The sequence below is a fragment of the Branchiibius sp. NY16-3462-2 genome, from assembly GCF_001594145.1.
Classification (GTDB): Bacteria; Actinomycetota; Actinomycetes; order Actinomycetales; family Dermatophilaceae; genus Branchiibius.
The window spans coordinates 57,281-81,479 of the sequence record NZ_LVCF01000020.1 but is presented as its reverse complement, the minus strand read 5'-3'; the positions used below and the strand labels follow the sequence as shown (position 1 = coordinate 81,479).

Here is a 24,199-nt window from a genome sequence, read left to right as displayed (position 1 = left end):
AACGCACGCCCACCGGCACCACCGGCCCCTGAGGGGGAGGTGGTGCCGGTTTGCGTTCTAGCCTGGCAATCGTGAGCGAACTGAGTGGGACCGTGGCCCTGGTGACCGGAGCATCGAGTGGGATCGGGGAGGCGACTGCCCGCACGCTGGCCGGCGCCGGAGCCACCGTCGCGCTGGTCGCCCGGCGCAAGGACCGGCTCGACACCCTCGCGACCGAACTCGGTGGTGGTGCGCTCGCGATCGAGGCCGACATAACCGACCGTGTGCAAGCGGAAGGCGCTGTCGCACAAACGGTTTCGCAGCTCGGCCGGTTGGACATCCTGGTCAACAACGCGGGGGTGATGCTGCTCGGACCCATCGAGGAGGCTCCGATCGACGAGTGGGACCGGATGCTGGAGATCAACCTGCGCGCCGCCCTCTCGATGACCAAAGCCGCGCTGCCGCATCTGCTGAGCGCAGCCGACAGCGACCCGCGACGGGTCGCCGACCTGATCAACATCTCCTCGACCGCCGGACGCCAGGTGAAGAAGGGCTCAGCCGTCTACAACCTGACCAAGCACGGGCTGGGCGCCTTCAGCGAGTCGTTCCGGCAGGAGTTCAGCCGACGCCACCTACGGGTCGGCGTCGTCGAACCGGGCGCCGTGGTCAGCGAGTTGCGGGATCACCTGCGCGACGGAGTGCGGGAAGCCAACCTGAAGCGGCTGGAACAGATGGAACCCCTTCAGCCACAGGACATTGCCAATGCCGTGCACTTCATCGTGACGCGACCGCGGCACCAGACGATCAACGAACTGCTGATCCGCCCGACGGAGCAGGACGACTGATCCGGCCGCTCACAGCTCTTGCACCTCACGCCACGTGAGGGTCTAGCGTCGCGAACAGCCGCGACGCAGGTTCGGCCGTGGCTCGAGCGAAGGAGAGCGACATGGCACGAATAACCCCCTACCTGACCGTCGACAACGGCGCGGCCGCGATCGACTTCTACGCCGCCGCCTTCGGGGCTCGGGAGGTGGGCCTGCGGTACGTCGAGGACGACGGCAGGGTCGGGCACGCCACCTTGCGTATCGGTCCGGATGAGTTCTATCTGTCCGATGAGTCCCACGAGCACGGCGCCTACGCGCCAAGGACCCTCGGCCACAGCACGACCGCGATCGTGCTCGGCGTCGAGGACGTTGACGCGACGTACGCCGCCGCCGTCTCTGCTGGTGCCACCGTCGACCGAGAGCCGACCGACGGCGCCGACGGAGGGCGGCGCGGGTGGCTGGTCGATCCGTTCGGGCACCGCTGGGCGATCGGCACCGCACGGGATTGACGATGGCTGACCAGGAATCCGGATGGCGCGTCGGCGAGCTCGCGGAACTCTCCGGGCTCACAGTGCGCACGCTGCACCATTACGACGACATCGGCATCCTGCGACCGGAGCGGACCTCGGCCGGGCACCGGGTCTACCGCCGGGAGCACCTCGAGCGGCTCTACCGGATCAGTGTGCTGCGCCGGTTCGGGACCCCGCTGGAGGAGATCGGCCGCGCCGTCGACGACCCGTCGTGGGCGCTGGGTGACGCACTGCGGGCACACCTGGCGGCGCTCGAGGATGAGGTGCTGCGCACCGAGCGACTCCTGCACCGGCTCACCGACGTCCAGGTCGAACCCAGCGCCGGGGACGGCGAGGTCGACGTCTGCCGGCGCCTGCTGGCCGTCATCACCGACACCGACCTGACCCGCACCGAGCCGCTGCGCCGGATCGCCGTGATGGTCTATGAGGACATCGAGCGTGCCCACGACCATCTGGTGCACGTCTTCGGTCTGGAGCCGGGGCCGCTGCACCGTGACCCCGAGGGGCGGGTGGTGCATGGCGAGGTGCGCACGGCCGACGGGACGATCATGCTGCATCCGGTCTCACCGCGATGGCGGCTGGCCTCACCCGCGGCGCTCGGAGCCGCCACGGGCATGCTCGTGGTCACCGTGCAGGACGTCGACGCGCACCACGCCGGGGTGCTCGCCCGCGGCGGAACGGTCACCTACCCGCCCACTGACCAGGACTACGGCGTGCGCGAGTACGGCGCGCTCGGCCCGGAGGGTGAGCCGTGGTCCTTCTGGACCCCGGCGGCACCCTGACGACAGCGTCAGGCCGCGATCGGCGTACGTCGATCAATCAGCCCGGCAGGATGTCCTGCTGGGCGGGCAGCTGGTCCTGGCGCACGATGCCGACCGGACAGGTCATGCCCTTGAACCCGTGGTTGCAATAACCGCCGGGGTTCTTGTGCAGGTACTGCTGGTGGTAGCCCTCGGCGTAGTAGAACGGACCGACCTCGGACGCCGGCTTCTCCTCGGTGCTGATCGCCCCGAAACCGTTGTCGTAGAGGACCTTCTGGAAGTCCTTGGTCGTCTGCGCGACCGCCGCCTCCTGCTCGGGCGTGGTCCAGTAGATCGCCGAGCGGTACTGCGTGCCGACGTCGTTGCCCTGCCGGTTGGCGGTGGTGGGGTCGTGGTTCTCCCAGAACGCCTTCAGCACCTCACCGGCACTGATCTGCTGCGGGTCATAGACGACCATCGCGGTTTCGGTGTGCCCGGTGCGGCCGGTGCACGTCTCTTCGTACGTCGGGTTGGGCGTGTAGCCGCCCATGTAGCCGACGGCGGTGGTGATGACGCCCGGGAGGCGCCAGAAAATCCGCTCAGCGCCCCAGAAACAGCCCATCGCGACGTAGAGCGTCGCGGAGCCCTCCGGGAACGGCGGGTGCATGGAAGTGCCGAGGACCACGTTGGTGTCGGGGATGTCCGGCAGCGGCTCGGGTCGACCGGGAAGTGCTTCTTGCGGCGTCACCATGGTGGCGGTGCGTCCGAATCCAAAGACCATGGCGTCGATTGTCTCATTTTGATCACAGCCCGGGGCGCTCGCGGGTGGGCAAAACCGATTCGGCGGCCTCCCGGGTGATGGGTAGCCTTGCCGGGTGCTGACCGTGCAAGACGCTTTGTTGACCCTGCAGAAGTTCTGGACCGACCGGGGTTGCCTGGTCGTGCAGCCGTTCAACACCGAGGTCGGCGCCGGAACCATGAACCCCGCGACCATCCTGCGGGTGCTGGGTCCCGAGCCGTGGCGGGTGGCGTACGTCGAGCCCTCCGTGCGCCCCGACGACAGCCGGTACGGCGAGAACCCCAACCGTTTGCAGACGCACACGCAGTTCCAGGTCATCCTCAAACCCGACCCGGGCAACCCGCAGGAGCTCTACCTGCAGTCCCTCGAGGCCCTCGGCATCGACCTGGATGCACACGACGTGCGTTTCGTGGAGGACAACTGGGCCCAGCCGGCGATCGGTGCGTGGGGTCTGGGCTGGGAGGTCTGGCTGGACGGGATGGAGGTCACCCAGTTCACCTACTTCCAGCAGGTCGGTGGGCAGAACCTCGACCCGGTCTCGGTCGAGCTCACGTATGGCATCGAGCGGATCATGATGGCCCAGCAGGGCGTCACCCACTTCAAGGACATGGTCTATGCGCCGGGTGTCACCTACGGCGAGTTGTTCGGCCAGTCCGAGTTCGAGATGTCGCGCTACTACCTCGACGACGCCGACATCGACACGAACCGTGAGCTTTTCGCTTACTACGTCGCTGAGGCGGAGCGGTTGATCGAGGCCCGGTTGCCCGTGCCGGCGCACACCTACGTGCTGAAGAGCTCGCACGCGTTCAACGTGCTCGATGCGCGCGGTGCGATCTCCACGACCGAGCGGGCCGCGGCGTTCGCGACGATGCGCCGGCTCTCGCGTGAGGTCTCCGCGTTGTGGGTCGAACGCCGTCAGGAGCTGGACTTCCCGTTGACGAAGTCCACGTTGTCCTCGATGGGCGGGCTCGCAGCGCCTGCTCCTTCTGCCTCCGTACTTCCGGCTGAATTGCCTTCTGAGCCAGCCACGTTCGTGCTGGAGATCGGCACCGAGGAGTTGCCGCCGCACGTGGTGGACCAGGCCATCGAGCAGGTGCGTGCGCTGGCGACCGAGGCGTTGGCGGACTCCCGATTGACGTACGGCGACCCGAGCGTGGCCGCCACCCCTCGCCGGATCGTGCTGACGGTTCCCGCTGTTTCTGCGACAGAGCCGGACGCGTCGACGTTGCGTAAGGGCCCGAAGGTTGCCGCCGCCTACGACGCGTCCGGCGAGCCGACGAAGGCGTTGCAGGGCTTCGCGCGGGGCCAGGGTGTCGACGTATCCGATGTCGTCACAGCCGAATTCGACGGCGCCTCGCACGTCGCGGTCTCCGTCGAGCAGAAAGGCCGCACCGCTCCGGTCGTCCTGGCTTCGTTGATCGAGAAGGTCGTCGAAGGTCTGCGCGCCGATCGCAACATGCGCTGGGCCGACCCGCAGTTGGCCTACAGCCGTCCGATCCGGTGGTTGGTGGCGTTGTGGGGGGACCTGGTGGTGCCCGCCCAGGTGTCGTCGCTGGTCACTGGCCGCACGACGTACGTGCAACGCGGCGATGACACGCCGCTCGTCGACGTCGCGACGGCCACCGACCTGATTCCGACCCTCGGTGCGCACGGCATCGTGCTCGACGTCGCTGCCCGCCGGACCGAGGTCGTCGACCAAGCGACCGATCTGGCGCAATCCGTCGGCGGCACAATCGAGTTCGACGGCGAGTCCGCGCTGGTCGAGGAGATCACCAACCTGGTGGAGCAGCCGGTCGGCATCCTTGGCTCCTACGGGGAGAAGTACCTGGAACTGCCCGAGCAGATCCTGGTGACGGTGATGCGCAAGCACCAGCGCTACCTGCCGGTGCGGGATGCCGCGGGCAAGCTCAAGCCGTACTTCGTCACGATGGCCAACGGCGCGTGCGACCCGGACGTGGTGCGCACGGGTAACGAGTCGGTGCTGCGCGCGCGTTACGAAGACGCGGCGTTCTTCTTCGACGCCGACCTGAAGGTGCCGTTGGCCGAATTCCGTTCTGCCATCGACAAGCTCACCTTCGAAGAGCGGGTCGGCTCGGTAGCGCAGCGGGCCGACCGGATCGCGGCGGTCGCGACGAAGCTCGCCGGCGGCGTCGAAGGGGTCGACAGCGCGACGCTGCAGCGGGCCGGGGAACTGGCCAAGTTCGACCTGTCGACCCAGATGGTCGTCGAACTCTCCTCGCTGGCCGGCACCATGGCCAAGGTCTACGCGACGCGGGCGGGGGAGACCCCGGCCGTCGCGCAGGCGCTCTATGACATGGAGTGCCCGCGGACCGCTGGTGGCGCATTGCCCGAGACCCTCGAGGGCGCGCTGCTGGCCCTCGCGGACCGCTTCGATCTGCTGGCCGCGATGTTCGCGATCGGGGCCAAGCCGACCGGCTCCTCCGATCCGTTCGCCCTGCGTCGCGCCGCCCTCGGTGTGGTGTCGATCCTGCGGGCGCGACCGGAGTTGTCGGCAATCACCGTGAAGGATGGGTTGCAGGCGGCCGCGATGCGCCTGGTCGCCCAAGGCGTGACCGTTTCTGACGAATCCATCGACGCTGCAGCGGAATTTGTCCGCGAGCGGTTCGTGCAGCAACTGCGTGATGAAGGCGTTGCGGCCGGTGTGGTGGATGCGGTCGCTCCGCTGACCGGTCGCCCGGGTGCTGCTGAGCAGGCGCTGGCCGACATTGCCTCCCTCGCGGATGATGCCGATTTCGCGAAGCTCGTGGAGGCGACCCAACGGATCACCCGGATCGTCCCGGAAGGCACGTCATCGGCGTACGACGCGGCGGTCCTGACCGAGCCGGCCGAGCTGCGCCTGGAGTCCCAGGTGGCCACGCTGCCGGACCAGTCCGCGGCTGGCCTTCCGGAATGGGCCGCCACGGCTGGTGACCTGACCGATTCGCTGAACACGTTCTTCGATGACGTGTTGGTGATGGCGCAGGACCCTGCGGTCCGCGCCGCGCGGCTCGGGCTCCTGCAGTCGGTCGTCGATAAGGCACCCTCCGGGATCGACTGGAAGGCGCTGTCCAGCGCGCTGGATTAGGCCGGCTGAGATCTCCGGAGGTGGTCAGGCGCGCGCGTCCGTGGTTTGGTGCAGGACATGGCATCTCGCGCATCCAACTTCTGCATCGACGCCGCCGACGCCTACGCCCAGGCGGTGTGGTGGGACCAGGTGCTGGAGGACTTCACCCTCGAGCCGGAGGCCGAACCGGGTGATGATGAGGTCAGTCTGAACGGTCCGGACGACCGCTTCCTGATCTTCCTGGAGGTCCCTGAGCCCAAGACGGTGAAGAACCGCATGCATATCTGTCTGCGACCGACCGACATCAGCCGGGACGAGGAGATCGAGCGGGTCCTGGGACTCGGGGCAACGTTGGTCGACGATCTGCGCAACGGCGACAAGGGGTGGGCCGTGCTGGCCGACCCGGAGGGCAACGAGTTCTGCGTGCTGGCGCCGTACCGGCCCTCCGGAGGCGACTCGTAGGGTGGAGCCCATGACGGGTTTCTCGACGAAAGCCATCCACGCCGGCCAGGAGCCGGATCCGCGCACCGGATCGGTGGTGCCAGCGATCTACCAGACGTCCACGTACAAGCAGGACGGTGTCGGCGGGTTGCGGGAGGGCTACGAGTACTCCCGATCAGCCAACCCGACCCGTGACGCTTTGCAGGAGTGTCTGGCCGAATTGGAAGGCGGCACAAAGGGATTCGCGTTCGCCTCCGGTCTGGCGGCCGAGGACGCCATCCTGCGGGCTGTCCTCAAACCGGGTGACCACGTCATCATCCCCAATGACGCGTACGGCGGGACCTTCCGGCTCTTCGACAAGGTGCACCGGCCGTGGGGGGTCGAGGTCTCCTTGGCCAAGGTGTCGCAAGCGGATGCGATCCGCGGCGAGATCCGGCCCAACACTAGGCTGATCTGGATCGAGACACCCACCAACCCACTGCTGGGCATCGCGGACATCGAGGCGGTAGCAGCGGTCGCCCGGGAGGCAGGGGTGCTGCTGGTCGTGGACAACACCTTCGCCTCGCCGTACCTGCAGAATCCCCTCACGCTGGGGGCGAACATCGTCGTGCACTCGACCACGAAGTACTGCGGCGGGCACAGCGACGTCGTGGGTGGCGCGGTCGTGGTGGCGGACGCGGAGCTGGCCGAGAAGATCGGCTTCCACCAGAACGCGATGGGTGCGGTGGCCGGACCGTTCGACTCGTGGCTGGTGCTGCGCGGTCTGAAAACCCTTGCGGTGCGGATGGAACGGCACAGCGACAACGCCGAGAAGGTCGCTGACTTCCTGCTCGGCCGCGACGACGTCACGCACGTCTACTACCCGGGGCTGGACTCCCACCCCGGGCACGACGTCGCCGCCCGGCAGATGCGCCGACCGGGCGGGATGATCAGCTTCCAGGTCGCGGGTGGTCAGCAGCGCGCGCTGGATGTGGTCAGCGCGACGAGCGTCTGGACGCTGGGGGAGTCGCTCGGTGGCGTCGAATCGTTGATCGAGCACCCGGCGAAGATGACCCACGCGTCGGTGGCCGGCACCGAGTTGGCCGTGCCGGATGACCTGATCCGTTGCTCGGTGGGTATCGAGGATGCGGACGATCTGATTGCTGATCTGGGCGAGGCGCTGGACCGCACCCGCCGTTGATTGGTCCTTAAACACTTTTGGATCGGGATTCACCCGACATCGCGCGTTCGAGGTGAATCCCGATCCAAAAGTCGGGGGTAATGAGCTGGGTGGTGGCAATCAGCCCTTGTACGGGCTCGCTGAGACGATCTTGACCTCGATGGTCTTGCCGTTCGGCGCTTCGTAGCTGACCGTCGAGCCGACCTTCTGGTCCAGGATGGCCGCACCCAACGGCGACTTCTCGCTGTAGACGGTCAGGTCGTCGGCGGCACCCTCACGGCTGCCCAGCAGGAAGTTCTCCTCCTCGCCGAAGATCTCGGCCTTCACGACCATGCCCGGGTGCACCGTGCCGTCGGCCTTGGGAGCGTCACCGACGGTGGCGTTGCGCAGCAACTCCTCCAGGGTGCGGATGCGGGCCTCCATCTTGCCCTGCTCCTCCTTGGCTGCGTGGTAGCCGCCGTTCTCCTTCAGGTCGCCTTCCTGGCGGGCCTCTTCGATCTTGGCGGCGATCTCGCTGCGACCGGTGGTCGTGAGCTGCTCGTGCTCGGCCTTCAGGCGGTCGAAAGCGTCCTGGGTCAGGAACGTCGTGCCGGTGTCAGTGCTGGTCACGTCGATCTCCTCCAAACTGGTGTAAGACAAAAAAGGTAGGCCCGGACCCGCGGGTCGCCGCTCGCTGGACATCTCCGTAGTGGAAAGTCCCAGATGCGCGGCCGGTCTGCAGGTCCAGACCCGTTCGTGCAAGAACCACCATTGTAAACGACGCCGTGCGCGGGACCCGACATTCTGGTGATCTGGCTCACCGCCGGGCCAGCCGGGGTCAGCTCAGCGGTACTGGCAGGAGTCCACGGTTGCGGCCACCGCACGGGAGACCGTGGCGATCGAGCGGGTGTAGCGGGTCGTGGTCAGGTTGCTGGCGGGCAGGTCCACCTGGAGTACGCCGACCTGGCCGTGGCTGTTATCCAGGGCTTCCAGCGTGCACTGCACCGGTCGGCCGTCCTGGTTGGTGACATCGAAGATCACGTCGACCCGCGCGTCGCTAACCACCTTGTGCCCCGCATCCGACCACGCCAGACCGCTGGTGGCCGACAACCCGAACCAGATCGCGGCGATCACGCCGAGAGTGATCCCGATAGTGCCGACCACCCACCACTTACCGGTGCCGGGGGCGGGTCGGGGCAGGGCCATGGAATGAGACAATAGAGCGCGTGACTGACTCGGATCAGACCGCCCTCGATGCAGACCGCAGCGGTCTTCGTCTGCTTGCGGTCCACGCCCACCCCGATGACGAATCCAGCAAGGGCTCGGCCACCGTGGCCAAGTACACCGCGGCAGGCCATCAGGTGATGGTCGTGTCGTGCACCGGCGGTGAGCGCGGCGACATCCTGAATCCCAAGCTGGCTGACAATGCCGAGGTCAAACGGGATATGGCCGAATACCGCCGCCATGAGATGGCGAAAGCCGCGCAGATTCTCGGGGTGGAACACACCTGGCTGGGTTTCGTGGACTCCGGTCTGCCCGAGGGTGACCCGCGACCACCGCTGCCCACGGGCAGCTTCGGCCTCGAACCGCTGGAGGTCACCGTGCCTGCGCTGCTGCGGGTGATCCGGGAGTTCCGGCCGCACGTGATGACGACGTACGACGAGAACGGCGGCTACCCGCACCCGGATCACATCATGACCCACGTCGTGTCGCAGGCGGCGTTCCGCGCGGCGGGTGACCCCTCGGCGTACCCGCAGACCGGGCCGGCCTGGCAACCGCTCAAGCTGTACTACGACCGGGGGTTCTCCCGGGAGAAGATGTCAGCCATGCACGAAGCTCTGCTGGCGCGGGACGGTGAGTCGCCGTTCGGGGACTGGATGAAGCGCTGGGACGGTATGCCGCCGCCGCGGATCACCACGCGGGTCAATGTCGGCGACTACTTCGGGGTCCGGGAGCAGGCCCTGCTGGCGCACGCCACCCAGATCGACCCGGACGGTTCGTTCTTCGCGTTGTCACCGGCTGAGCAGGCCGAGATCTGGCCGACGGAGGAGTGGGAGTTGGCGGCGTCATATGTGCCGGTTCCGGCCGACGAGGACGATCTGTTCGCCGGGATCGACCCGGCCACAGCGGACGCCCTGGCCAGTAAGGGTGGGCTGGACCTGGTCGTCGACGACATCCGCGAGAGCACACTTCCTGAGAATCTGCGGGTCGGCTGATGGGCGGCGACGAGGATGTCTCGACAACGGCGGGCATCTGGGGCTTCATCATCTTGTTCGGGCTCGCACTCGCGTGCTGGCTGCTGTTCCGCAGCATGAACCACCGGTTGCGCAAGGTGCGCTATTCGGCGGCCGACGAAGCGCGGGACCGCGAGGCGGTGGAACTGTCCGAAGAGACCGGTGAGTCTGAGCGGCAGGCGGCCATCGAACTGGACGAGGAGCGCCTCGAGGAAAAGGGCGAGGAAGAGCAGCGGTAGCGGTCAGTGCAGCAGCGTTGACGCAGTCACGTCGTGACCGGTGACGGCCAGCGACGCTGCGACGTAGTGCACCGCGAACGCCAGGATCGTGAAGGTGTGGAAGATCTCGTGGAAGCCGAACCAGCGCGGTGAGGGGTTGGGCCGCTTGGTGCCGTAGATGATCGCACCGATCGAGTAGAGCGCACCGCCGGTGATGATCAGGGCCAGGACCGCCGGACCTCCGCCGTGCAACATCGGTTTGATGTAGAAGACCGCGACCCAGCCCAGCGCCAGATAGACCGGTACGTAGAGCCAGCGTGGTGCACCGGTCCAGAAGACCCGGAAGCAGACACCCAGCAGCGCGCCGCTCCACACGAGGATCAGCAGGGAGCGAGCCTCCGCCGCCGGCAGCAGGGTGAGCGCGAAGGGCGTATAGGTGCCCGCGATGATCAAGAAGATGTTCGCGTGGTCCATCCGGCGCAGGGTGATGGCCGTGCGGGGACTCCAGTTGCCGCGGTGGTAGATCGCGGAGGTGCCGAACAACAGCACGGCGGTGATGGTGAAAACGATCGCACCGACTCGACCGGCGGTGGTCTTCGAAATCGCGATCAGGACGATTCCCGCGATCAGCGCCAGCGGAGCCATCACCAGGTGCAACCAGCCGCGCAGCTTGGGTTTGACCGACTCCAGCAGCGCCTTGGCGTCCTCGCGGGCGTCGGCGATGCTCTCGCGCACGCCCTCCCGGACCTCGGACATGCTGTCGCGCACGTCGCTCATGTGGTCGCGGACGCCGTCCTTCACCTCGGAGAGGCTGGGCAGGTCGGGCAGGTTGGGCTTGTTCATGGTGCTACCTCAGGATCCAAACCGGCGGTCGCGCTCGGCGTACGCGCGTAGAGCCCGCAGGAAGTCGACGCGACGGAAGTCGGGCCAATAGGCCTCGCAGAAATAGAACTCGCTGTGCGCGCTCTGCCACAGCAAGAAACCCCCCAGCCGTTGTTCGCCGGAGGTGCGGATGACCAGGTCCGGGTCGGGCTGGCCTTTGGTGTACAGGTGCTGGGCGATGTGGTCGACGTCCAGGTCGGCGGCAAGCTCTTCGATCGTCGCGCCCTTGGCCGCGTGCTCCAGGAGCATGGAACGTACGGCGTCCGCGATTTCGCGTCGGCCGCCGTAGGGGACGGCCACGTTGACCAGCAGCCCGGTGACGTCAGCGGTGTCCTCGGCGGCCTGCTTCAGCACGTTCGCGGTGCGTTCGGGCAGCATGTCCAGGGCGCCGACGGGGTTGATGCGCCACCGCTGGGCGGCCGCAAGATCGGTGACGACCGACTCAATGATGCCCAGGAGCGGTCGCAGTTCCTGCTCGGAGCGGGACAGGTTGTCGGTGGACAGCAGCCACAAGGTCACAACCTCGACGCCGACTTCTTCGCACCAGGTCAGCAGCGGCTCGATGTTGTCGGCGCCGGCCTGGTGGCCGCTGGCCGTGTCCGCGCCGCGGGCCTTGGCCCAGCGGCGGTTGCCATCCAGCATGACGCCGACGTGGCGCGGCAGGTTGTCCTTAGGCAGATCACGGGCCAGGCGGCGTTCGTACACGCCGTACAGCACATCGCTGATCCGCATCACTGCCCTGTTTCCTTGTCCCGGTCCTGAAGTGTTGGCTACTACCCCGTATGCCAGGTTAGCCCCGAACGGGCGGGCCTCGCACCGACTACGCGTGCATGACAACCGTCATGACGGAAGTTGTTCGAGAGTGCAAAGTCTGGTTTCCACGGCGGCCAGGCACTCGCCGTACGCCGTTAACAAAAACGTCACACACGGATGGGCGAGGCGCAGCACAATCGCCGTCGGCCTGCCGTAGCGTTCCGAACACGACCACACTTCGTGGTCGAACGGAAAGGCCCACTGGATGCAGCTGCTTCGGCTGCGGGATAGAGGGCCGGTTGCCCTCGGTGGGCTTATCCGGTCACTGTTCCGCAAGTGATTGCGCGGTTACCACCCGCGCGCCGAGGGAGTGTTATGAGCGAGATCGCCCAGCCCGGCCGCCGCACCTACGTCCTGGACACTTCGGTCCTGTTGTCCGATCCACGAGCTATTACCCGCTTTGCTGAACACGAAGTCGTGGTGCCCGTGGTCGTGGTGACCGAACTGGAAGGCAAACGGCACCACCCGGAGTTGGGCTACTTCGCCCGCTCCGCGTTGCGGTTCCTGGACGACCTGCGCGTGCAGCACGGGCGTCTCGACGCTCCGGTGCCGATGAATGACGGCGGCACGCTGCGGGTGGAGTTGAACCACACCGATCCGCAGTCACTGCCCTCCGGCTTCCGTCTGGGTGACAACGACACCCGCATCCTGGCCGTCGCGCGCAACCTGGCGAACGAGGGCCACGACGTCACTGTGGTCAGCAAAGATCTGCCGATGCGGGTCAAGGCCTCCGCGGTCGGGATGAACGCCGAGGAGTACCGCGCCGAACTGGCCGTCGACTCCGGCTGGACGGGTATCACCGAGATCGAGGTCGGCGACGCCGAGATGGGCACGCTGTACGACGAGGGGCGGCTGGAGCTGCCCAGCGCGGCTGAATTGCCTTGCCACACAGGCGTTGTCCTGCTCGGCCCGCGCGGATCCGCACTGGGTCGCGTGACGCCCGACAAGTCGGTGCGACTAGTGCGCGGCGACCGGGACGCCTTCGGTCTGCACGGCCGCTCGGCCGAACAGCGCATCGCCCTGGACCTGCTGCTCGACCCCGACGTGGGCATCATCTCCCTGGGTGGCCGCGCCGGCACCGGCAAGTCGGCGCTCGCGTTGTGCGCCGGTCTGGAGTCGGTGATGGAGCGCCGCCAGCACAGCAAGGTGATCGTCTTCCGTCCGTTGTACGCCGTCGGTGGTCAGGAACTGGGCTACCTGCCCGGCACCGAGAACGAGAAGATGGGGCCCTGGGCGCAGGCCGTCTTCGACACCTTGTCGGCCGTGGTGTCACGTGAGGTCGTCGAGGAGGTCGTGGACCGTGACCTGCTCGAGGTGCTGCCCCTGACGCACATCCGGGGGCGCTCGCTGCACGACGCCTTCGTGATCGTGGACGAGGCGCAGTCGTTGGAGCGCAACGTGCTGCTGACCGTGCTGTCGCGCATCGGGCAGAACTCCCGTGTCGTGCTCACCCACGACGTCGCGCAGCGCGACAACCTGCGGGTCGGCCGCCACGACGGCGTCGCTGCGGTGATCGAGAAGCTGAAGGGTCATCCCCTCTTCGCGCATGTCACGTTGCACCGCAGCGAGCGCAGCCCGATCGCGGCGCTGGTCACCGACATGCTGGAAGGCCCTGACGCGTAACCGGTTCCGCGAGTCTGCCCTCCCTTGCGTCGCGGGGGAGGGCAGACTGCGTTCATGCGAGCCTCGATGACCGCGGGTCGGAGGTCTGGTCCTGGCGATGGCCTTCGCCGCCGGGCTGTTGGGGGGACTGGCGGTGTGGGGGATCTGGGCGCTGACGCACCGCTCACCGGCCACGAACCTCACCGGCTGCGACGTGCCCACGGTGGCGAGCGACGTACTGCCATCGGTGGTGACGTTGTCGGTCAGCGGCCCGTCCGGCTCGGGCACGGGGTCAGGGGTGATGGTGCGTACGCCGATCGAGGGGGCGGGCAGCATCCAGGACGTCCCGCGCGGGCGGGATTACATCATCACCAACGACCACGTGATCGCGCCGCAGGGTCAGCCGGGGGAGATCCGGGTGACGTACGCCGATGGGCACTCCAGCGCGGCGACGCTGGTCGGGCGCGACCCGCTGACCGACCTGGCGGTAGTCAAGGCGCAGGATCCGTCGTCGCATGCGCGGGCGATCTCCGTCGGGTCGACCGGGGACCTGGTGGTCGGGCAGTCGGTGGTCGCGCTCGGCGCACCGCTGGGACTGACCTCGACCGTCACCTCGGGCATCGTGAGTGCGACGGACCGCTACGTGCGGGTGCCCTCGGAGTCCGGCACCACCCACCACTTGATCGGTGCGGTGCAGACCGACGCCGCGATCAACCCCGGCAACAGTGGCGGGCCGCTGGTGAACTGTTCGCAGCAGTTGGTCGGGATCAACTCCGCCGGGGCGGCGCCGGGTGGTGAAGGTGGCAGTGTCGGCCTCGGATTCGCCATCCCGTCAAGCCTTTTCGCGCCGCTGGCGTCGGAGATGATCGCGACGGGGACGGTCCGTCATCCGACTCTGGGCTTGCAAGTGGCGGAGGTGACCGCGGCGTTGGCGCAGCAGTACGGACTCCCGCCGGGCCTCTTCGTGCAGGCGGTGACCTCCCCGTCGGCGCAGGCGGGTCTGCGGCAGGGGGACGTGATCACGGCGATCGGTGGGCAGGCGGTGCGGTCCATCGATGACCTGAACACCTTCGAGTTGCACGCGACGCCGGGCGATTCGGTGAAAGTCGACTTCTCGCGGGACGGTTCGTCGCACACTGTGTCCGTAACGGTGGGGCAGGCGACCTAAGGGGATCGGTATGCGGATGGTGGCAGTGGTGGCTCTTGCGGCGACGGCGCTCGCGGGGTGCGGCAGTTCGTCGAGCTCACCGTCGACGGCGACCGGTACGGCGTTGACGTCACTGAGTGACCTCAACGGCAAGTCCTTCGTCTCGACCTCGGTGAAAGGCCATGACCTGGTGAGCGGCACCGCGATCACGCTGAAGGTCACCGACGGGAGCCTGTCGCTCAACGGCGGGTGCAACATGATCAACGGGGCGGCGACGGTGAGCGACGGCGTACTGAAGTTCACCGGGCACCCCATCCAGACGATGATGTCGTGCGGTGACGAGAAAGACGCCCAGGACAAATGGTTGACGGAGACGTTCATGACGGGGGTTTCCCCCACCATCTCTGGCGACGTTATGACCCTGACTCATGGCGACCTCACGATCGTGATGGGTCCCGGCTCGGCGGCGGCCTCGTCGAAGTAGCTGCGGCGGATTCGTCGGCAGAGCAGACTGTGGGGCATGACTGATGGATTCAAGCCTTACGAAGAACCCACCGCCGACGTCGTTGGTGCGCTGAACGGCCGCTCGTTCGTGAGCAGCACCGTCACCGGGCACGATCTGGTCGCCGACAGCAGCATCTCGCTGTCCTTTGAGGACGGTCGTCTGGCCGCGCGTCCGGGGTGTAACAACTACAGCGGCCCGGTGGCCGTCACCGACGGCAAGATCGCCTGGTCCGGACCGGCGATCTCGACCCGGATGGCGTGCAGCGAAGAGTTGATGGCCCAGGACGACTGGTTCAGTCAGTTGCTGACCGACGGCGCGGAACTGAGTGTGGGGGACAACGCGCTCACGCTGACGGCCGGCGACGTCACCCTGGAATTCAGCGAACTGCAGCCGCAGGACGAGGTCTGACCCATCTGCCCGAGCGGTCGCTGATTTGCGTGGCTAGCGGCGATCGGCGAGAGTGGCAGACGGTCTCGTTTATATAACGGGGCCGTTCTGCTGTCTCCGAGGGAAGGCTCCCGATGGCTCGCCAGGTTGGCCGGCACCGTGCACGTCGGAGCATCCGCTCTGCCGTTATCCGGCCGGCGGCGATGTCGGTGACCGCGTTCGGCCTCGTCTGCGGGTCGGCCGCCGTCTATCAGACTGCTACCGCGAGTCACGCGCACACGCCGACGGTGGAGGCTGCCGTGGTGGTGAGGCCGCAGCTTCCGGTGGCCCCTTCGCTGTCACCTTCAACGTCGCCTTCGGCGGCTGTCGAGCAGCTGTCGCGCTCGCAGGTCCGGCCCGTGTTGCCGGTGGTGCCGCCGGCGAAGGCGGTCACGCCGTCGCCGACTGCGACCCCTGCTCTAGCGGCTCGCCCGGCCAGCCCGGCGCAGGCCCAGCAGATGGCACAGACGATGCTCTCGGCGTACGGGTGGAATCAGACGCAGTGGCCGTGCCTGAACAAGCTATGGACCCAGGAGTCGTCCTGGATGACGACGGCTGAGAACCCGTCGTCCGGTGCGTACGGGATCCCGCAGTCGCTGCCGGCCAGCAAGATGGCCACGGTGGGCGCTGACTACCGCACCAACACCCGGACCCAGCTCACCTGGGGGCTGCAGTACGTGAAGGATGCGTACGGATCGCCTTGCCAGGCGTGGGATTTCCATCTCGCGCACAACTGGTACTGAGCCCCGGCTGCACCGCATCTGCGAGAATGGTGGAGATGTTCCGGAATCGTGCGTTCGCCGTCTGCTACTGGCTGATCACCATCGCGCTGGCCGTCGCCGGCGGCGTGTGGGGGTCGTCTCTGCTCGGTTCCCGGTCGCCGGAGTTCCACGATGACGGCAACGGTGTCGTCGTGTCGTCCGCTTCGCACGTGTTGTTCGAGGTGCTGGGCGGAGTGCTCGGTGCAGCGATCGTGCTGGCCATCGCCTCGCTGATCTGGTTCTTCCTATGGTGGCGCGCCCGGCAGGACGGCTTGGGTGTCGAGGACGATTACTACGACGACGACCTGTCGCTTGAGGATGTCGACGACATGATGGTGGACGACGAGGCGTCGGGTCGCGAGTAGCGGTCAGTCGGTGTGGCCGCAGGAGTTGTCGCACAGCAGCCAGAGCGCGGATTTACCGCAGCCGCACGAGGTCAGGCGCGTTTCGTGCTCGGCGACGTAGGTGACGTCATCGGGGATGTCGCTGATCTGTAGGTCGCCTTCGAGGACAACAGCACCATCGGCGTACGGCGTGACGGACGTTGTCGTGGACGGCAATTCAGCCGGCCCGTCGGCCAGGCGATACTGCAAAGCGCCACTGTGGCAACGGCGTACGACCTCGGCCACCTCGGACGCGGCGGCGTTGTCCACTTGGATCCACGGGCGTTGCTGGGTGTCGAAGACGGCAGGTAATCCGCGCACGCACTCGGCGTAGTGGATGCATCGGGTGGCGTCGTACGTGACCTCGATGTCCCGTCCGGAATATCGCTTGCCCTGCTCGAATGGGGTCTGGCTGGCCATGGTGACCTCCCGGGTTCGTGTGCAAGGTATCACCGCGGGTCGATAACCCCTCCTCATGGGCGTCAAGGTCGACACCGGAAAGGACCGCCAGCTGTGAGCGATGCCGAGGAGCCAGCCGCCCCGCCGGCCGACACAGAGCGGCCGCGTAGGCGAGTGCGGCGCGGGGCGCTCCCGACCAGTCCCGAGGACCTGGCGGCGGCCACCCCCTACGAGCCAGCTGACTCTCCCTCGTCGTCGTCGTCCTCGTCCGATGTCGAGCCTGACGAACCCGATTCAGAAGAAAGCAAGTGAAGGAGCACGATCATGCCCAACCCAACCCTCGGTCGCGGGGCGATGCCCACGCCCTCGCACGTGATGAAAGCTGCAGTGCGGCACAAGGCGAAGATCGCGGCACCGCCGTCGTACATCGTCAAGCCGCAGCGAATCTCCATGTGGGGCAATGACGTTCACGGTGACTGCGTGACCGCTGAGGAAGCCTTCGCCAAGGCGTGCAACTCCCCGGAGATCTTCATCAGCGACCAGCAGGTGATCTCCTGGGCGACTTCGCACGGCGTCCTGGAAGGTGCCTACCTGACACCGGTGATGGACACCATGCGCACCGACGGATTCACCTCTGGCAGCTACGAATACAACGACGGGCCGCACTACCTGGTCGATTACACCAGCTCGAGCAATCTGCACAGTGCGATCAGCCAGGGACCGGTCAAGCTCGGTATCGCCGCCGACCAGTTGGAGGACGCTTACTGGGGTAACAACGGCCACACCGGTTGGTACGCAACGGGATTCAACGCTGACTCGAACGAGGACCACTGTGTGTCGTTGTGTGGGTACGGCACCGTGGGTTGGCTCGCCGGGAAGCTGGGCGTTCCGGTTCCGGCCGGAGCCAACTCCTCGACCCCGGCGTACGCCATGTTCACCTGGAACTCCATCGGCATTATCGACGCGGCGTCCATGGTGGCGATCACGCAGGAGGCGTGGTTGCGCACCCCGACGACCATCACGACGCGCAACTTCAACCCGGGTCAGCCGACGATCCAGCAGGGTGCCACGGGCGACGCGGTGAAGCGGCTGCAGCGGGCGTTGCGGCGGACGCCGGACCTGAGCGTGGTCGTCGACGGCAACTTCGGGCCGCGCACCAAGGCCGCGGTGATCGCCTTCCAGCAGGGTGCGGGTCTGACTCCGGACGGGATCGTGGGTCCGATCACGTGGGCGGCATTACCCGGCGGGGGAGCGATGCCGACGCTGCAGCAGGGTGCCTCCGGTGCCGTCGTCACGAACCTCCAGCAGATCCTCACCAACGGCGCTGCCGGTCAGTGGGGTACCACGCCGGGTGGCGTCGACGGCCAGTTCGGTCCCCACACCCTCGCGTCGGTAAAGGCGTTCCAGCGCTGGGGCCACGTCACGCAGAACGGTGTGGTGGCCGACCCGACGTGGGACGTGTCGCTGCACGCCATGAGCGCTGATCTGGAATCGGCGGTGGGGCTGCAGTTCGCCGCGCCGTGACGGTTCGGATCTACTACGGGTCTACTGCCGGTCGCTACTTCGCGACCGGCAGTAGCTCGCTCGGGTTGATTCCGTACTGCCGCTTGAACGAGCGAGAGAAGTGGCTGGCGTCGGAGAAATGCCATCTCCGAGCGACCTGACTGACGGGGCGACCGGAGGTGAGATCGTCACGGGCGCGGGCCAATCGGCGTACGCGCAGGTAGCCGGACACGGTCTCGCCGGAGTCCTCGAACGCCCGGTGCAGGGACCGCACGGACACCCCGATCTGGTCGGCGATGGTGGCCGGGGTGAGCGTGCCGCGGTGCAGGTTGCGCTCGACGAAGGCCTCGGCGGCGGATCGGGTGGCGTACGTCGAGGGCGGCCAGGTCTGTTGCGGCGCCTGGAGCGCGGCAGCAAGCAATTCGATCGTGGCGTTGCGGGCCGCGGGCAGTGCGCCGAGCGGCAGGTCGTCGATGGTGCGGGACAGGCCGTCGAGGAAGTTGCGCAGCAGCGAGACAGCTGGCGCGGAAGAGTCCAGGACCGAGCCGGTGAGCAGTTCGCCGCGGGCGCCGACCTCGGCCAGCGCGGCCTTGGGCACCAGCAGACTGCGTTTGATCAACGGTTCCTGGACCACGAACTCGGCGTGCTGCGCGGAGTCCCACATCACGACGCTGCCCGGGCCGAGTTGCGCGGTGCGACCGGACTGGGTGACCAGTTCGCGGCCCTCCAGCGTCATCAGCATGATCAGGTACTCGCCGTCGGTCTGACTGATCTGCGGGCCGCGGCGGACGCCGGCGCACGGGTCGCAGGAGCAGTCGACCAGCACCAGATCGGCCAGGTGCCGTTGGCGGACGGAGGCGGAGTACGTCGTGTGGTCGGCGGGGGTGAGTTCGGTGATGTCCCAGGTCAGGTGGGTTTGCGACAGCAGCCGGGCCCACGATTCGCGAGCGGCCGCCAGGTCGTCCTCGCGCAGCGTCTGCACCATCGAAGCCTCCTTGGTCCCCTCGAATGTAACCCCGATCACAGCGCGTGGACCATGCGCTGCGCAGGTTGGCGCGCAGTGGCACGAGGTCGGCACGCAGATGCATGGCTGTGATCTGGGTCACTTCCTACCGTCGATGGCAACCCGCCGTTCCGAGTGGGAGATCAAGGGAGATCACGATGACTCAAACGCTGGACGAGAAGGCACAGGTCGCCGTACCGGACAATCGCACGGACGTGGAGTTCGACTCTGACGGAGTGACGCTGCGCGGGTGGTATTACCGCGCGTCGGGCGGTGGCACGGCGCCCACGATCGTGATGAGCCACGGGTTCGCCGCGGTCAAGGAGATGTATCTGGACAAGTACGCCGAAGCATTCTCCGCGGGCGGGCTCAACGTGCTGGTCTACGACAACCGCAACCTGGGCGCCTCCGACGGGCAGCCGCGTGGCGAGATCACGCCGTGGCAGCAGATCGACGACTACCGCAATGCGATCACGTACGCCGAGACGCTGCCGGGTAGCGACTCGGACCGGATCGGGATCTGGGGATCGTCGTACTCCGGTGGGCACGTCCTGGTGGTGGCGGCGCAGGACCGGCGCGTGAAGTGTGTGTCCGCGCAGGTGCCGGTCGTCGACGGGGACGCCAACTTCCGGCAGTTGGTGCGGGCTGACTTCGTGGGCGGCGCCCGCGATGGGTTCAACGCGGACCGGCGGGCGCGGTTCAACGGTGAGGCGCCGACGATGATCGACGTGGTGAATAAGGACCCGATGGCGCCGTCGGCGTTGCCGACCCCGGATTCCTACGAATGGTTCATCGGCACGCACGAGCTGCGGGCGCCGTCGTACGTGAACTCGTGCACGTTGCGCAGTGTGGAACGGTTCGCCGAGTACCAGCCAGGTGCGTATCTGCGGCTGATCGCGCCGACGCCGTTGCTGATGTGCGTGGCCTCGGACGACGTGCTGACGCCGACGAAGATCGCGATCGACGGTTTCCAGGAGGCGCGCGAGCCCAAGAAGCTGGTGGTGCTGCCGGGCGGCCACTTCGACGCGTACGTCAACGGGTTCGAGATTTCGTCTGCAATGCAGCTGGATTGGTTCAGGCAGTATCTGCTGGCTGGCGCTCCGGCTGCCTCGGGGAAGGGCTGACGTCAGCCCGCCATCGCGGCCAGTCGTGCGGCGGCGGCCGTGACGACGGCCCGTAGTTCCGGTGGGCCGTCGATCCTGATGGGTGCATCGATGGTGACCAGCCGCTGCGGGATCCAGTCGAGCCGCTCGGCGCGGATGGTCACCCGCTGCCAGCCGTCCGCGCCGGGCTCGACGGTCGCGAGGGTCCGCGAGAGCCAGTCGTTGAGTTGCTCGATGGGTGCCTGCACCCGAAGCGTGACGGTGTATCGATAGTCAGCAGAGGCGAATTCGGCAGCCAGGTCAGTCGGGTCGGTGACGGGGCGCTTGAAGTGGCCACGCGCCGTACGGGCATGCAGGATGCGATCGCAGCGGAAGGTGCGGGTCGCGTGCCGGGTGGTGTCGTAGGCGATGAGGTACCAACGTCCCTGCAGTACAACGAGTTCGTAAGGATGGACGGTGCGGCGGGGGCGTTCGCCGGCGCGATCGACGTAGCTCAGATCCAGGGGTGTGCAGGTGCGGACGGCCTCGCCGACAGTTAGCAGTACGCCGGGGTTGGGCTGTTCGTCGATCGCGCCACCCTGCGCGGAGACCGCCGCTTCTTGGAGCACGGCGGCCCGCTCGACGAGGCGCTCCGGGAGCGCGCGACGCAGCTTGGCGATTGCCGTGGCTGCGGCCGTCTGCGAACCGGGGGAGTGGGCGGCGGCAGCGCTCTCGGAGAGGGCGAAGAGCACGGCGAGCGCTTCGTCGTCGTTCAGCATCAACGGCGGTAGGCGGTATCCGGGCGCCAGCCGGTAGCCGCCGTACCGGCCGCGCACGCTCTCCACCGGGATGTCCAGGTCGCGCAGGTGCTCGACGTAGCGCCGGACGGTGCGTTCGTCGACGGCCAGTTCAGTGGCCAGCTCCTGACGACTGCGGGTGCCGGCGGACTGCAGCAGGTCCAGCAGCAGCAGGACGCGGGCGGCGGGTCGGGGCATGAGTCTCAAGCTATCGGTATTAGTGGGCGGATTCTGTCCACTATTACTCCTAGCGTCGTTGGCGTCCGCCGCCCCAAACGAGGAGATGTCATGAAACTCGCCGCTACTCGCATCATCACCGACGACGTCGACGCACTGGTTGCGTTCTACGAGCGGCTGACTGGTGCACCCGCCGCTCGCCTGCATCCGCTATTTGCTGAAATAGGCTCGGACACAGGGACATTGGCAATCGCCGGTTCGCAGACGGCGCCCCTACTAGCCGGCGCGGTCACCGCGGCGGACAACCGATCGGTCACCCTGGACTTTCTCGTGCCGGACGTGGACGCGACGTATGAGCAGGTGCGCTCGTGGGTGCCGATCGTGCAGGGGCCGACGGATCTGCCGTGGGGCAATCGGTCGGTGCTGCTGCGGGATCCGGACGGCAATCTGATCAATCTCTTCACGCCGACGACGCCGGCCGCTCGGGAACGATTTGGGTTGTGAGGAGGTCGGTCGCTCTGGCGGGGGAGACTGGTCTCGGCGATGGCATGCGGGTTCGGTCTTCTAATAAGGCGCCCTTATGAAGTGTGGCCGAGCCCCGTCGACTCAGGCGTGGGGCTCAGCTCGGTCTTTACAAGCCCAATCGCGGCCCCCAATATTGCGCCCATCGCTCTACGTCGCCGACTATCGACGAAACCACCACTAGTCGCGGCCATCCTCGGCCCAGCCACCTCAACTGACGACGAAACCGCCATGAGTAGCCACTTGTGAATCCTTCGACGGCACCGAACGTGTTCGTCCAGCCAGTTGACGAGGAAGTGTCAGCGGGCGGGTGACGCGTCCAGGGTGACTGCGCTTTCGCGGGCTGCCGTCGAAAGGGCGATAGCGTCGCGGATTATGGGGTTGGCAATTGGGCGGGTGTCCCGGCCGAGCATCATGGTGATCACCGCCGTCGTCTCGCTGCTGGCGCTGGTCGCTTTCGCGGTGGCGCTGGGACTGGGTTGGTTCGGTCCAGATGTGGGGGCCGGCGCGAACTTCTGCGAGGCCGCGCGCGATGGCCTGATAAAACAGCCGGCCAACACGTGGAGCAACCTCGGGTTCGTGATCGCCGGTCTGGCCGCTGCGCTCTACCTTGACCGTCACTGGTCGGAGCTTGCCTACCCCACGTTGCTGGCACCGTTCCCGGTGCTGATGGCGCTGCTCGGCCCGGGAAGCATGGCCATGCACGCCACCCAATCCAGCCTCGGTGGTCGGTTCGACGTCGGGTCCATGTACCTCTTTGCGGGCTACGCCGCGGCGTACGGACTCACGCGTCTCTTGGGTCGTGGACTTTTCACTCTCTCAATACTTTTCGTCGTTCTGGTGGTCGGCGCCGAGGTACTTGGGGCGTCGGATATCCCCGCGCCACTGGTCGACACCGCCGGGAACTTGGCGTTCGCCGTACTGCTGCTTGTCGCCGTACTCGTCGAGGTCTTCATCCAGCGGAGGCCGACCCATCCCGCGTCGTGGCGATGGGCGCTGATGGCGGTGGGCGCGATGGCGCTGGCGTTCCTGATCTGGAGTCTGAGCCACTCGGGTGGGCCGTTGTGCGATCCCCAGTCGCTGCTCCAGGGGCACGCGGTGTGGCACGTCCTGTGCGCGGTAGCGGCGTACTCACTGTTCCGGTTCTACGCGAGCGAGCGGCCTGCCGCCTAACTAATGCGAACCGTAGTGGTCACTAGCTCCCATTCTCTCGTCAGCTTTCGTGCGGGTCTTACTCAGCTGCACGGCCTAGCTTTCGCGTCACGGGGGGAGGAGCCGGGGTGGACAACGGGAACGCACCACCGAGTGGCAACGGCCGCCAGGCGCCTGCTGGGTACTACCCGGACGGCGCCGGCAACGAACGGTTCTGGGACGGGTTCAACTGGACCGAGTACGTGCGACCGCTGGCCGGCGGGCCTCAGCCGCAGAAGCGGAGAGGTTTGAAGAATCTCCCACAGTGGGGACGCGTGTTGCTGGCCCTTCTACCGTCACTGTCGGTGTTCCTGTCGGTCGCAGTGCGGCACATGGGTAACGATCCGCAGCCCGCCACTTCGCCTGCCACCGCGGTCGCGTCTAGCTCGGCGCCGACCCCCGCGGTTACCCAGAGCAGTCCGACCGTTTCGGACCCACCTCTGCCGACCGATCTGCCGACGGGGGCCGCCGCACATCGGATGAATCTGTCGGCTGGCAAGTACGTCGCGGGTGTGAAGGACATCGCCGATGGCACGTACGACGTTGTGCCGCTAGGCGGAACCTCCGGCTCTCTGGTCGTGGACTCCAGCGTCGACGACACAGACCCGCCGATCACCCAGCAACGCCTGGGCAATGATGCGGCGGGCTCCGTCCAGAAGGTGCGCGTCGACCTCAATCTCGACAACCAGATCGTGGTTCCTGCCGGTCTGAGAGTGGCGTTCATCCCGCATCAAACCGGTGAGGTTGGCGCACACGTTCGGACGGTGCTCTACGCCGGGACGTTCATCGTCGGGCAGGACATCGGGCCCGGGAAGTACAGGGTGACGGCGCCAGGGCAGGCCGGCGCGATCGACACCTTTACCAACGACCCTGCCACCGATGTTGATGCCGTGCTTGGCGACGGGAGCGAGCTGACGAAGACCAGCGTCGTCGTGCAGTTGACGAACGACGACGAGGTCGACCTGACCGACATGAGCAGAGTGATCTTCACGCCGGTGCCGTAGCCGCTAGCCCACGGTCTCAGTCGCGGCCCATCCTC

At 67.0% G+C, this 24,199-nt stretch carries 27 protein-coding genes; 19 read left to right on the top strand and 8 right to left on the bottom strand.

All coding sequences use genetic code 11. The features are described from left to right. The first annotated feature begins 71 nt into the window (after positions 1-71). The 3 genes from AZH51_RS05890 (at position 72) to AZH51_RS05880 (ending at position 2,115) form a co-directional block, all read left to right on the top strand. Complete coding sequence (locus tag AZH51_RS05890) at positions 72-824, top strand: SDR family NAD(P)-dependent oxidoreductase (RefSeq protein ID WP_291522310.1); 753 nt, start codon at positions 72-74, stop codon at positions 822-824. Between the two features lie 101 nt (positions 825-925). Beyond that, positions 926-1,312 (top strand): VOC family protein, encoded by a 387-nt coding sequence (locus tag AZH51_RS05885; RefSeq protein ID WP_291522309.1) that lies wholly within the window; start codon positions 926-928, stop codon positions 1,310-1,312. A gap of 2 nt (positions 1,313-1,314) precedes the next feature. Continuing rightward, positions 1,315-2,115, top strand: a complete 801-nt coding sequence (locus AZH51_RS05880; RefSeq protein WP_291522307.1) for a MerR family transcriptional regulator — start codon at positions 1,315-1,317, stop codon at positions 2,113-2,115. Between the two features lie 37 nt (positions 2,116-2,152). On the opposite strand, the gene msrA is transcribed toward AZH51_RS05880, so the two are convergent. Beyond that, positions 2,153-2,854: a peptide-methionine (S)-S-oxide reductase MsrA gene (msrA, locus tag AZH51_RS05875; protein ID WP_291522305.1), complete on the bottom strand. Its 702-nt coding sequence runs from the start codon at positions 2,852-2,854 to the stop codon at positions 2,153-2,155. 94 nt (positions 2,855-2,948) lie between these two features. Here msrA and AZH51_RS05870 point away from each other — a divergent pair, with 94 nt between their 5' ends. From AZH51_RS05870 to AZH51_RS05860, 3 genes are read left to right on the top strand one after another with little or no spacing between them, the layout of a single operon-like run. After that, a complete protein-coding gene (locus AZH51_RS05870; protein ID WP_291522303.1) occupies positions 2,949-5,957 on the top strand; it encodes a glycine--tRNA ligase in 3,009 nt (1,002 codons plus the stop codon). A 57-nt stretch (positions 5,958-6,014) separates the two neighbouring features. Continuing rightward, positions 6,015-6,398, top strand: a complete 384-nt coding sequence (locus AZH51_RS05865; RefSeq protein WP_291522301.1) for a VOC family protein — start codon at positions 6,015-6,017, stop codon at positions 6,396-6,398. A 10-nt stretch (positions 6,399-6,408) separates the two neighbouring features. Next, on the top strand, positions 6,409-7,557 hold the full coding sequence (locus AZH51_RS05860) for a cystathionine gamma-synthase (RefSeq protein WP_291522300.1): 1,149 nt from the start codon (positions 6,409-6,411) through the stop codon (positions 7,555-7,557). A 99-nt stretch (positions 7,558-7,656) separates the two neighbouring features. On the opposite strand, the gene greA is transcribed toward AZH51_RS05860, so the two are convergent. Together greA and AZH51_RS05850 are read right to left on the bottom strand one after the other, a co-directional pair. Continuing rightward, positions 7,657-8,145, bottom strand: a complete 489-nt coding sequence (greA, locus tag AZH51_RS05855; protein ID WP_291522298.1) for a transcription elongation factor GreA — start codon at positions 8,143-8,145, stop codon at positions 7,657-7,659. 213 nt (positions 8,146-8,358) lie between these two features. After that, positions 8,359-8,721, bottom strand: a complete 363-nt coding sequence (locus tag AZH51_RS05850; RefSeq protein WP_291522296.1) for a DUF4307 domain-containing protein — start codon at positions 8,719-8,721, stop codon at positions 8,359-8,361. Between the two features lie 20 nt (positions 8,722-8,741). Between AZH51_RS05850 and mca the strand changes: the two genes are divergently transcribed. Next, on the top strand, positions 8,742-9,731 hold the full coding sequence (gene mca, locus AZH51_RS05845) for a mycothiol conjugate amidase Mca (protein WP_291522295.1): 990 nt from the start codon (positions 8,742-8,744) through the stop codon (positions 9,729-9,731). Beyond that, complete coding sequence (locus tag AZH51_RS05840; protein ID WP_291522293.1) at positions 9,731-9,988, top strand: hypothetical protein; 258 nt, start codon at positions 9,731-9,733, stop codon at positions 9,986-9,988. The genes mca and AZH51_RS05840 overlap by 1 nt, the downstream gene beginning before the upstream one ends. A 3-nt stretch (positions 9,989-9,991) precedes the next feature. Here the strand turns inward: AZH51_RS05840 and AZH51_RS05835 are convergent, their stop codons facing one another. Both AZH51_RS05835 and AZH51_RS05830 read right to left on the bottom strand, forming a co-directional pair. Then, a complete protein-coding gene (locus AZH51_RS05835; RefSeq protein ID WP_291522346.1) occupies positions 9,992-10,723 on the bottom strand; it encodes a hemolysin III family protein in 732 nt (243 codons plus the stop codon). 96 nt (positions 10,724-10,819) lie between these two features. Continuing rightward, positions 10,820-11,581 carry an isoprenyl transferase gene (locus AZH51_RS05830; RefSeq protein ID WP_291522291.1) on the bottom strand — a complete coding sequence of 254 codons (762 nt, stop codon included), beginning with the start codon at positions 11,579-11,581 and terminating at the stop codon, positions 10,820-10,822. A 396-nt stretch (positions 11,582-11,977) separates the two neighbouring features. On the opposite strand from AZH51_RS05830, the gene AZH51_RS05825 reads away from it, so the two are divergent. The 6 genes from AZH51_RS05825 (at position 11,978) to AZH51_RS05800 (ending at position 16,468) form a co-directional block, all read left to right on the top strand. Continuing rightward, positions 11,978-13,285 carry a PhoH family protein gene (locus AZH51_RS05825; RefSeq protein WP_291522289.1) on the top strand — a complete coding sequence of 436 codons (1,308 nt, stop codon included), beginning with the start codon at positions 11,978-11,980 and terminating at the stop codon, positions 13,283-13,285. Between the two features lie 97 nt (positions 13,286-13,382). Continuing rightward, a complete protein-coding gene (locus tag AZH51_RS05820) occupies positions 13,383-14,432 on the top strand; it encodes a trypsin-like peptidase domain-containing protein (protein WP_291522287.1) in 1,050 nt (349 codons plus the stop codon). Positions 14,433-14,442: 10 nt separating this feature from the next. Then, positions 14,443-14,895, top strand: a complete 453-nt coding sequence (locus tag AZH51_RS05815; protein ID WP_291522286.1) for an META domain-containing protein — start codon at positions 14,443-14,445, stop codon at positions 14,893-14,895. Between the two features lie 36 nt (positions 14,896-14,931). Further along, positions 14,932-15,324, top strand: coding sequence for an META domain-containing protein (locus tag AZH51_RS05810; RefSeq protein WP_291522285.1), 393 nt, complete (start codon positions 14,932-14,934; stop codon positions 15,322-15,324). A gap of 113 nt (positions 15,325-15,437) precedes the next feature. Then, a complete protein-coding gene (locus tag AZH51_RS18710; RefSeq protein ID WP_367188031.1) occupies positions 15,438-16,085 on the top strand; it encodes a hypothetical protein in 648 nt (215 codons plus the stop codon). Between the two features lie 35 nt (positions 16,086-16,120). After that, positions 16,121-16,468: a hypothetical protein gene (locus AZH51_RS05800; protein ID WP_291522283.1), complete on the top strand. Its 348-nt coding sequence runs from the start codon at positions 16,121-16,123 to the stop codon at positions 16,466-16,468. A 3-nt stretch (positions 16,469-16,471) separates the two neighbouring features. Here AZH51_RS05800 and AZH51_RS05795 read toward each other — a convergent pair whose 3' ends face one another. Continuing rightward, entirely contained in the window at positions 16,472-16,906 is a 435-nt protein-coding gene (locus AZH51_RS05795) for a (4Fe-4S)-binding protein (RefSeq protein WP_291522281.1), read from the bottom strand. 303 nt (positions 16,907-17,209) lie between these two features. On the opposite strand from AZH51_RS05795, the gene AZH51_RS05790 reads away from it, so the two are divergent. After that, complete coding sequence (locus tag AZH51_RS05790) at positions 17,210-18,409, top strand: peptidoglycan-binding protein (RefSeq protein WP_291522279.1); 1,200 nt, start codon at positions 17,210-17,212, stop codon at positions 18,407-18,409. 34 nt (positions 18,410-18,443) lie between these two features. Here the strand turns inward: AZH51_RS05790 and AZH51_RS05785 are convergent, their stop codons facing one another. Further along, a complete protein-coding gene (locus tag AZH51_RS05785; protein WP_291522277.1) occupies positions 18,444-19,373 on the bottom strand; it encodes a helix-turn-helix domain-containing protein in 930 nt (309 codons plus the stop codon). Between the two features lie 176 nt (positions 19,374-19,549). On the opposite strand from AZH51_RS05785, the gene AZH51_RS05780 reads away from it, so the two are divergent. Continuing rightward, a complete protein-coding gene (locus tag AZH51_RS05780; RefSeq protein ID WP_291522275.1) occupies positions 19,550-20,515 on the top strand; it encodes an alpha/beta hydrolase in 966 nt (321 codons plus the stop codon). Between the two features lie 2 nt (positions 20,516-20,517). Here the strand turns inward: AZH51_RS05780 and AZH51_RS05775 are convergent, their stop codons facing one another. After that, on the bottom strand, positions 20,518-21,468 hold the full coding sequence (locus AZH51_RS05775) for a YafY family protein (protein ID WP_291522273.1): 951 nt from the start codon (positions 21,466-21,468) through the stop codon (positions 20,518-20,520). A 90-nt stretch (positions 21,469-21,558) separates the two neighbouring features. Here AZH51_RS05775 and AZH51_RS05770 point away from each other — a divergent pair, with 90 nt between their 5' ends. The 3 genes from AZH51_RS05770 to AZH51_RS05760 all read left to right on the top strand — a co-directional run bounded on the left by AZH51_RS05770 (position 21,559) and on the right by AZH51_RS05760 (position 24,164). After that, entirely contained in the window at positions 21,559-21,951 is a 393-nt protein-coding gene (locus AZH51_RS05770) for a VOC family protein (protein ID WP_291522271.1), read from the top strand. 393 nt (positions 21,952-22,344) lie between these two features. Next, a complete protein-coding gene (locus AZH51_RS05765; protein WP_291522270.1) occupies positions 22,345-23,142 on the top strand; it encodes a ceramidase domain-containing protein in 798 nt (265 codons plus the stop codon). A gap of 107 nt (positions 23,143-23,249) precedes the next feature. Further along, complete coding sequence (locus AZH51_RS05760; RefSeq protein ID WP_291522268.1) at positions 23,250-24,164, top strand: DUF2510 domain-containing protein; 915 nt, start codon at positions 23,250-23,252, stop codon at positions 24,162-24,164. Positions 24,165-24,199: the final 35 nt, after the last annotated feature.

Bases quoted from the DNA above. Each gene is read 5' to 3' on its own strand.
- AZH51_RS05885 (WP_291522309.1), top strand. From the start codon at position 926: ATGGCACGAATAACCCCCTACCTGACCGTCGACAACGGCGCGGCCGCG.
- AZH51_RS05880 (WP_291522307.1), top strand. From the start codon at position 1,315: ATGGCTGACCAGGAATCCGGATGGCGCGTCGGCGAGCTCGCGGAACTC.
- msrA (WP_291522305.1), bottom strand. From the start codon at position 2,854: ATGGTCTTTGGATTCGGACGCACCGCCACCATGGTGACGCCGCAAGAA.
- AZH51_RS05865 (WP_291522301.1), top strand. From the start codon at position 6,015: ATGGCATCTCGCGCATCCAACTTCTGCATCGACGCCGCCGACGCCTAC.
- AZH51_RS05860 (WP_291522300.1), top strand. From the start codon at position 6,409: ATGACGGGTTTCTCGACGAAAGCCATCCACGCCGGCCAGGAGCCGGAT.
- AZH51_RS05850 (WP_291522296.1), bottom strand. From the start codon at position 8,721: ATGGCCCTGCCCCGACCCGCCCCCGGCACCGGTAAGTGGTGGGTGGTC.
- AZH51_RS05840 (WP_291522293.1), top strand. From the start codon at position 9,731: ATGGGCGGCGACGAGGATGTCTCGACAACGGCGGGCATCTGGGGCTTC.
- AZH51_RS05835 (WP_291522346.1), bottom strand. From the start codon at position 10,723: ATGTCCGAGGTCCGGGAGGGCGTGCGCGAGAGCATCGCCGACGCCCGC.
- AZH51_RS05830 (WP_291522291.1), bottom strand. From the start codon at position 11,581: ATGCGGATCAGCGATGTGCTGTACGGCGTGTACGAACGCCGCCTGGCC.
- AZH51_RS05825 (WP_291522289.1), top strand. From the start codon at position 11,978: ATGAGCGAGATCGCCCAGCCCGGCCGCCGCACCTACGTCCTGGACACT.
- AZH51_RS05820 (WP_291522287.1), top strand. From the start codon at position 13,383: ATGGCCTTCGCCGCCGGGCTGTTGGGGGGACTGGCGGTGTGGGGGATC.
- AZH51_RS05815 (WP_291522286.1), top strand. From the start codon at position 14,443: ATGCGGATGGTGGCAGTGGTGGCTCTTGCGGCGACGGCGCTCGCGGGG.
- AZH51_RS05810 (WP_291522285.1), top strand. From the start codon at position 14,932: ATGACTGATGGATTCAAGCCTTACGAAGAACCCACCGCCGACGTCGTT.
- AZH51_RS18710 (WP_367188031.1), top strand. From the start codon at position 15,438: ATGGCTCGCCAGGTTGGCCGGCACCGTGCACGTCGGAGCATCCGCTCT.
- AZH51_RS05800 (WP_291522283.1), top strand. From the start codon at position 16,121: ATGTTCCGGAATCGTGCGTTCGCCGTCTGCTACTGGCTGATCACCATC.
- AZH51_RS05795 (WP_291522281.1), bottom strand. From the start codon at position 16,906: ATGGCCAGCCAGACCCCATTCGAGCAGGGCAAGCGATATTCCGGACGG.
- AZH51_RS05790 (WP_291522279.1), top strand. From the start codon at position 17,210: ATGCCCAACCCAACCCTCGGTCGCGGGGCGATGCCCACGCCCTCGCAC.
- AZH51_RS05785 (WP_291522277.1), bottom strand. From the start codon at position 19,373: ATGGTGCAGACGCTGCGCGAGGACGACCTGGCGGCCGCTCGCGAATCG.
- AZH51_RS05780 (WP_291522275.1), top strand. From the start codon at position 19,550: ATGACTCAAACGCTGGACGAGAAGGCACAGGTCGCCGTACCGGACAAT.
- AZH51_RS05775 (WP_291522273.1), bottom strand. From the start codon at position 21,468: ATGCCCCGACCCGCCGCCCGCGTCCTGCTGCTGCTGGACCTGCTGCAG.
- AZH51_RS05770 (WP_291522271.1), top strand. From the start codon at position 21,559: ATGAAACTCGCCGCTACTCGCATCATCACCGACGACGTCGACGCACTG.
- AZH51_RS05765 (WP_291522270.1), top strand. From the start codon at position 22,345: ATGGGGTTGGCAATTGGGCGGGTGTCCCGGCCGAGCATCATGGTGATC.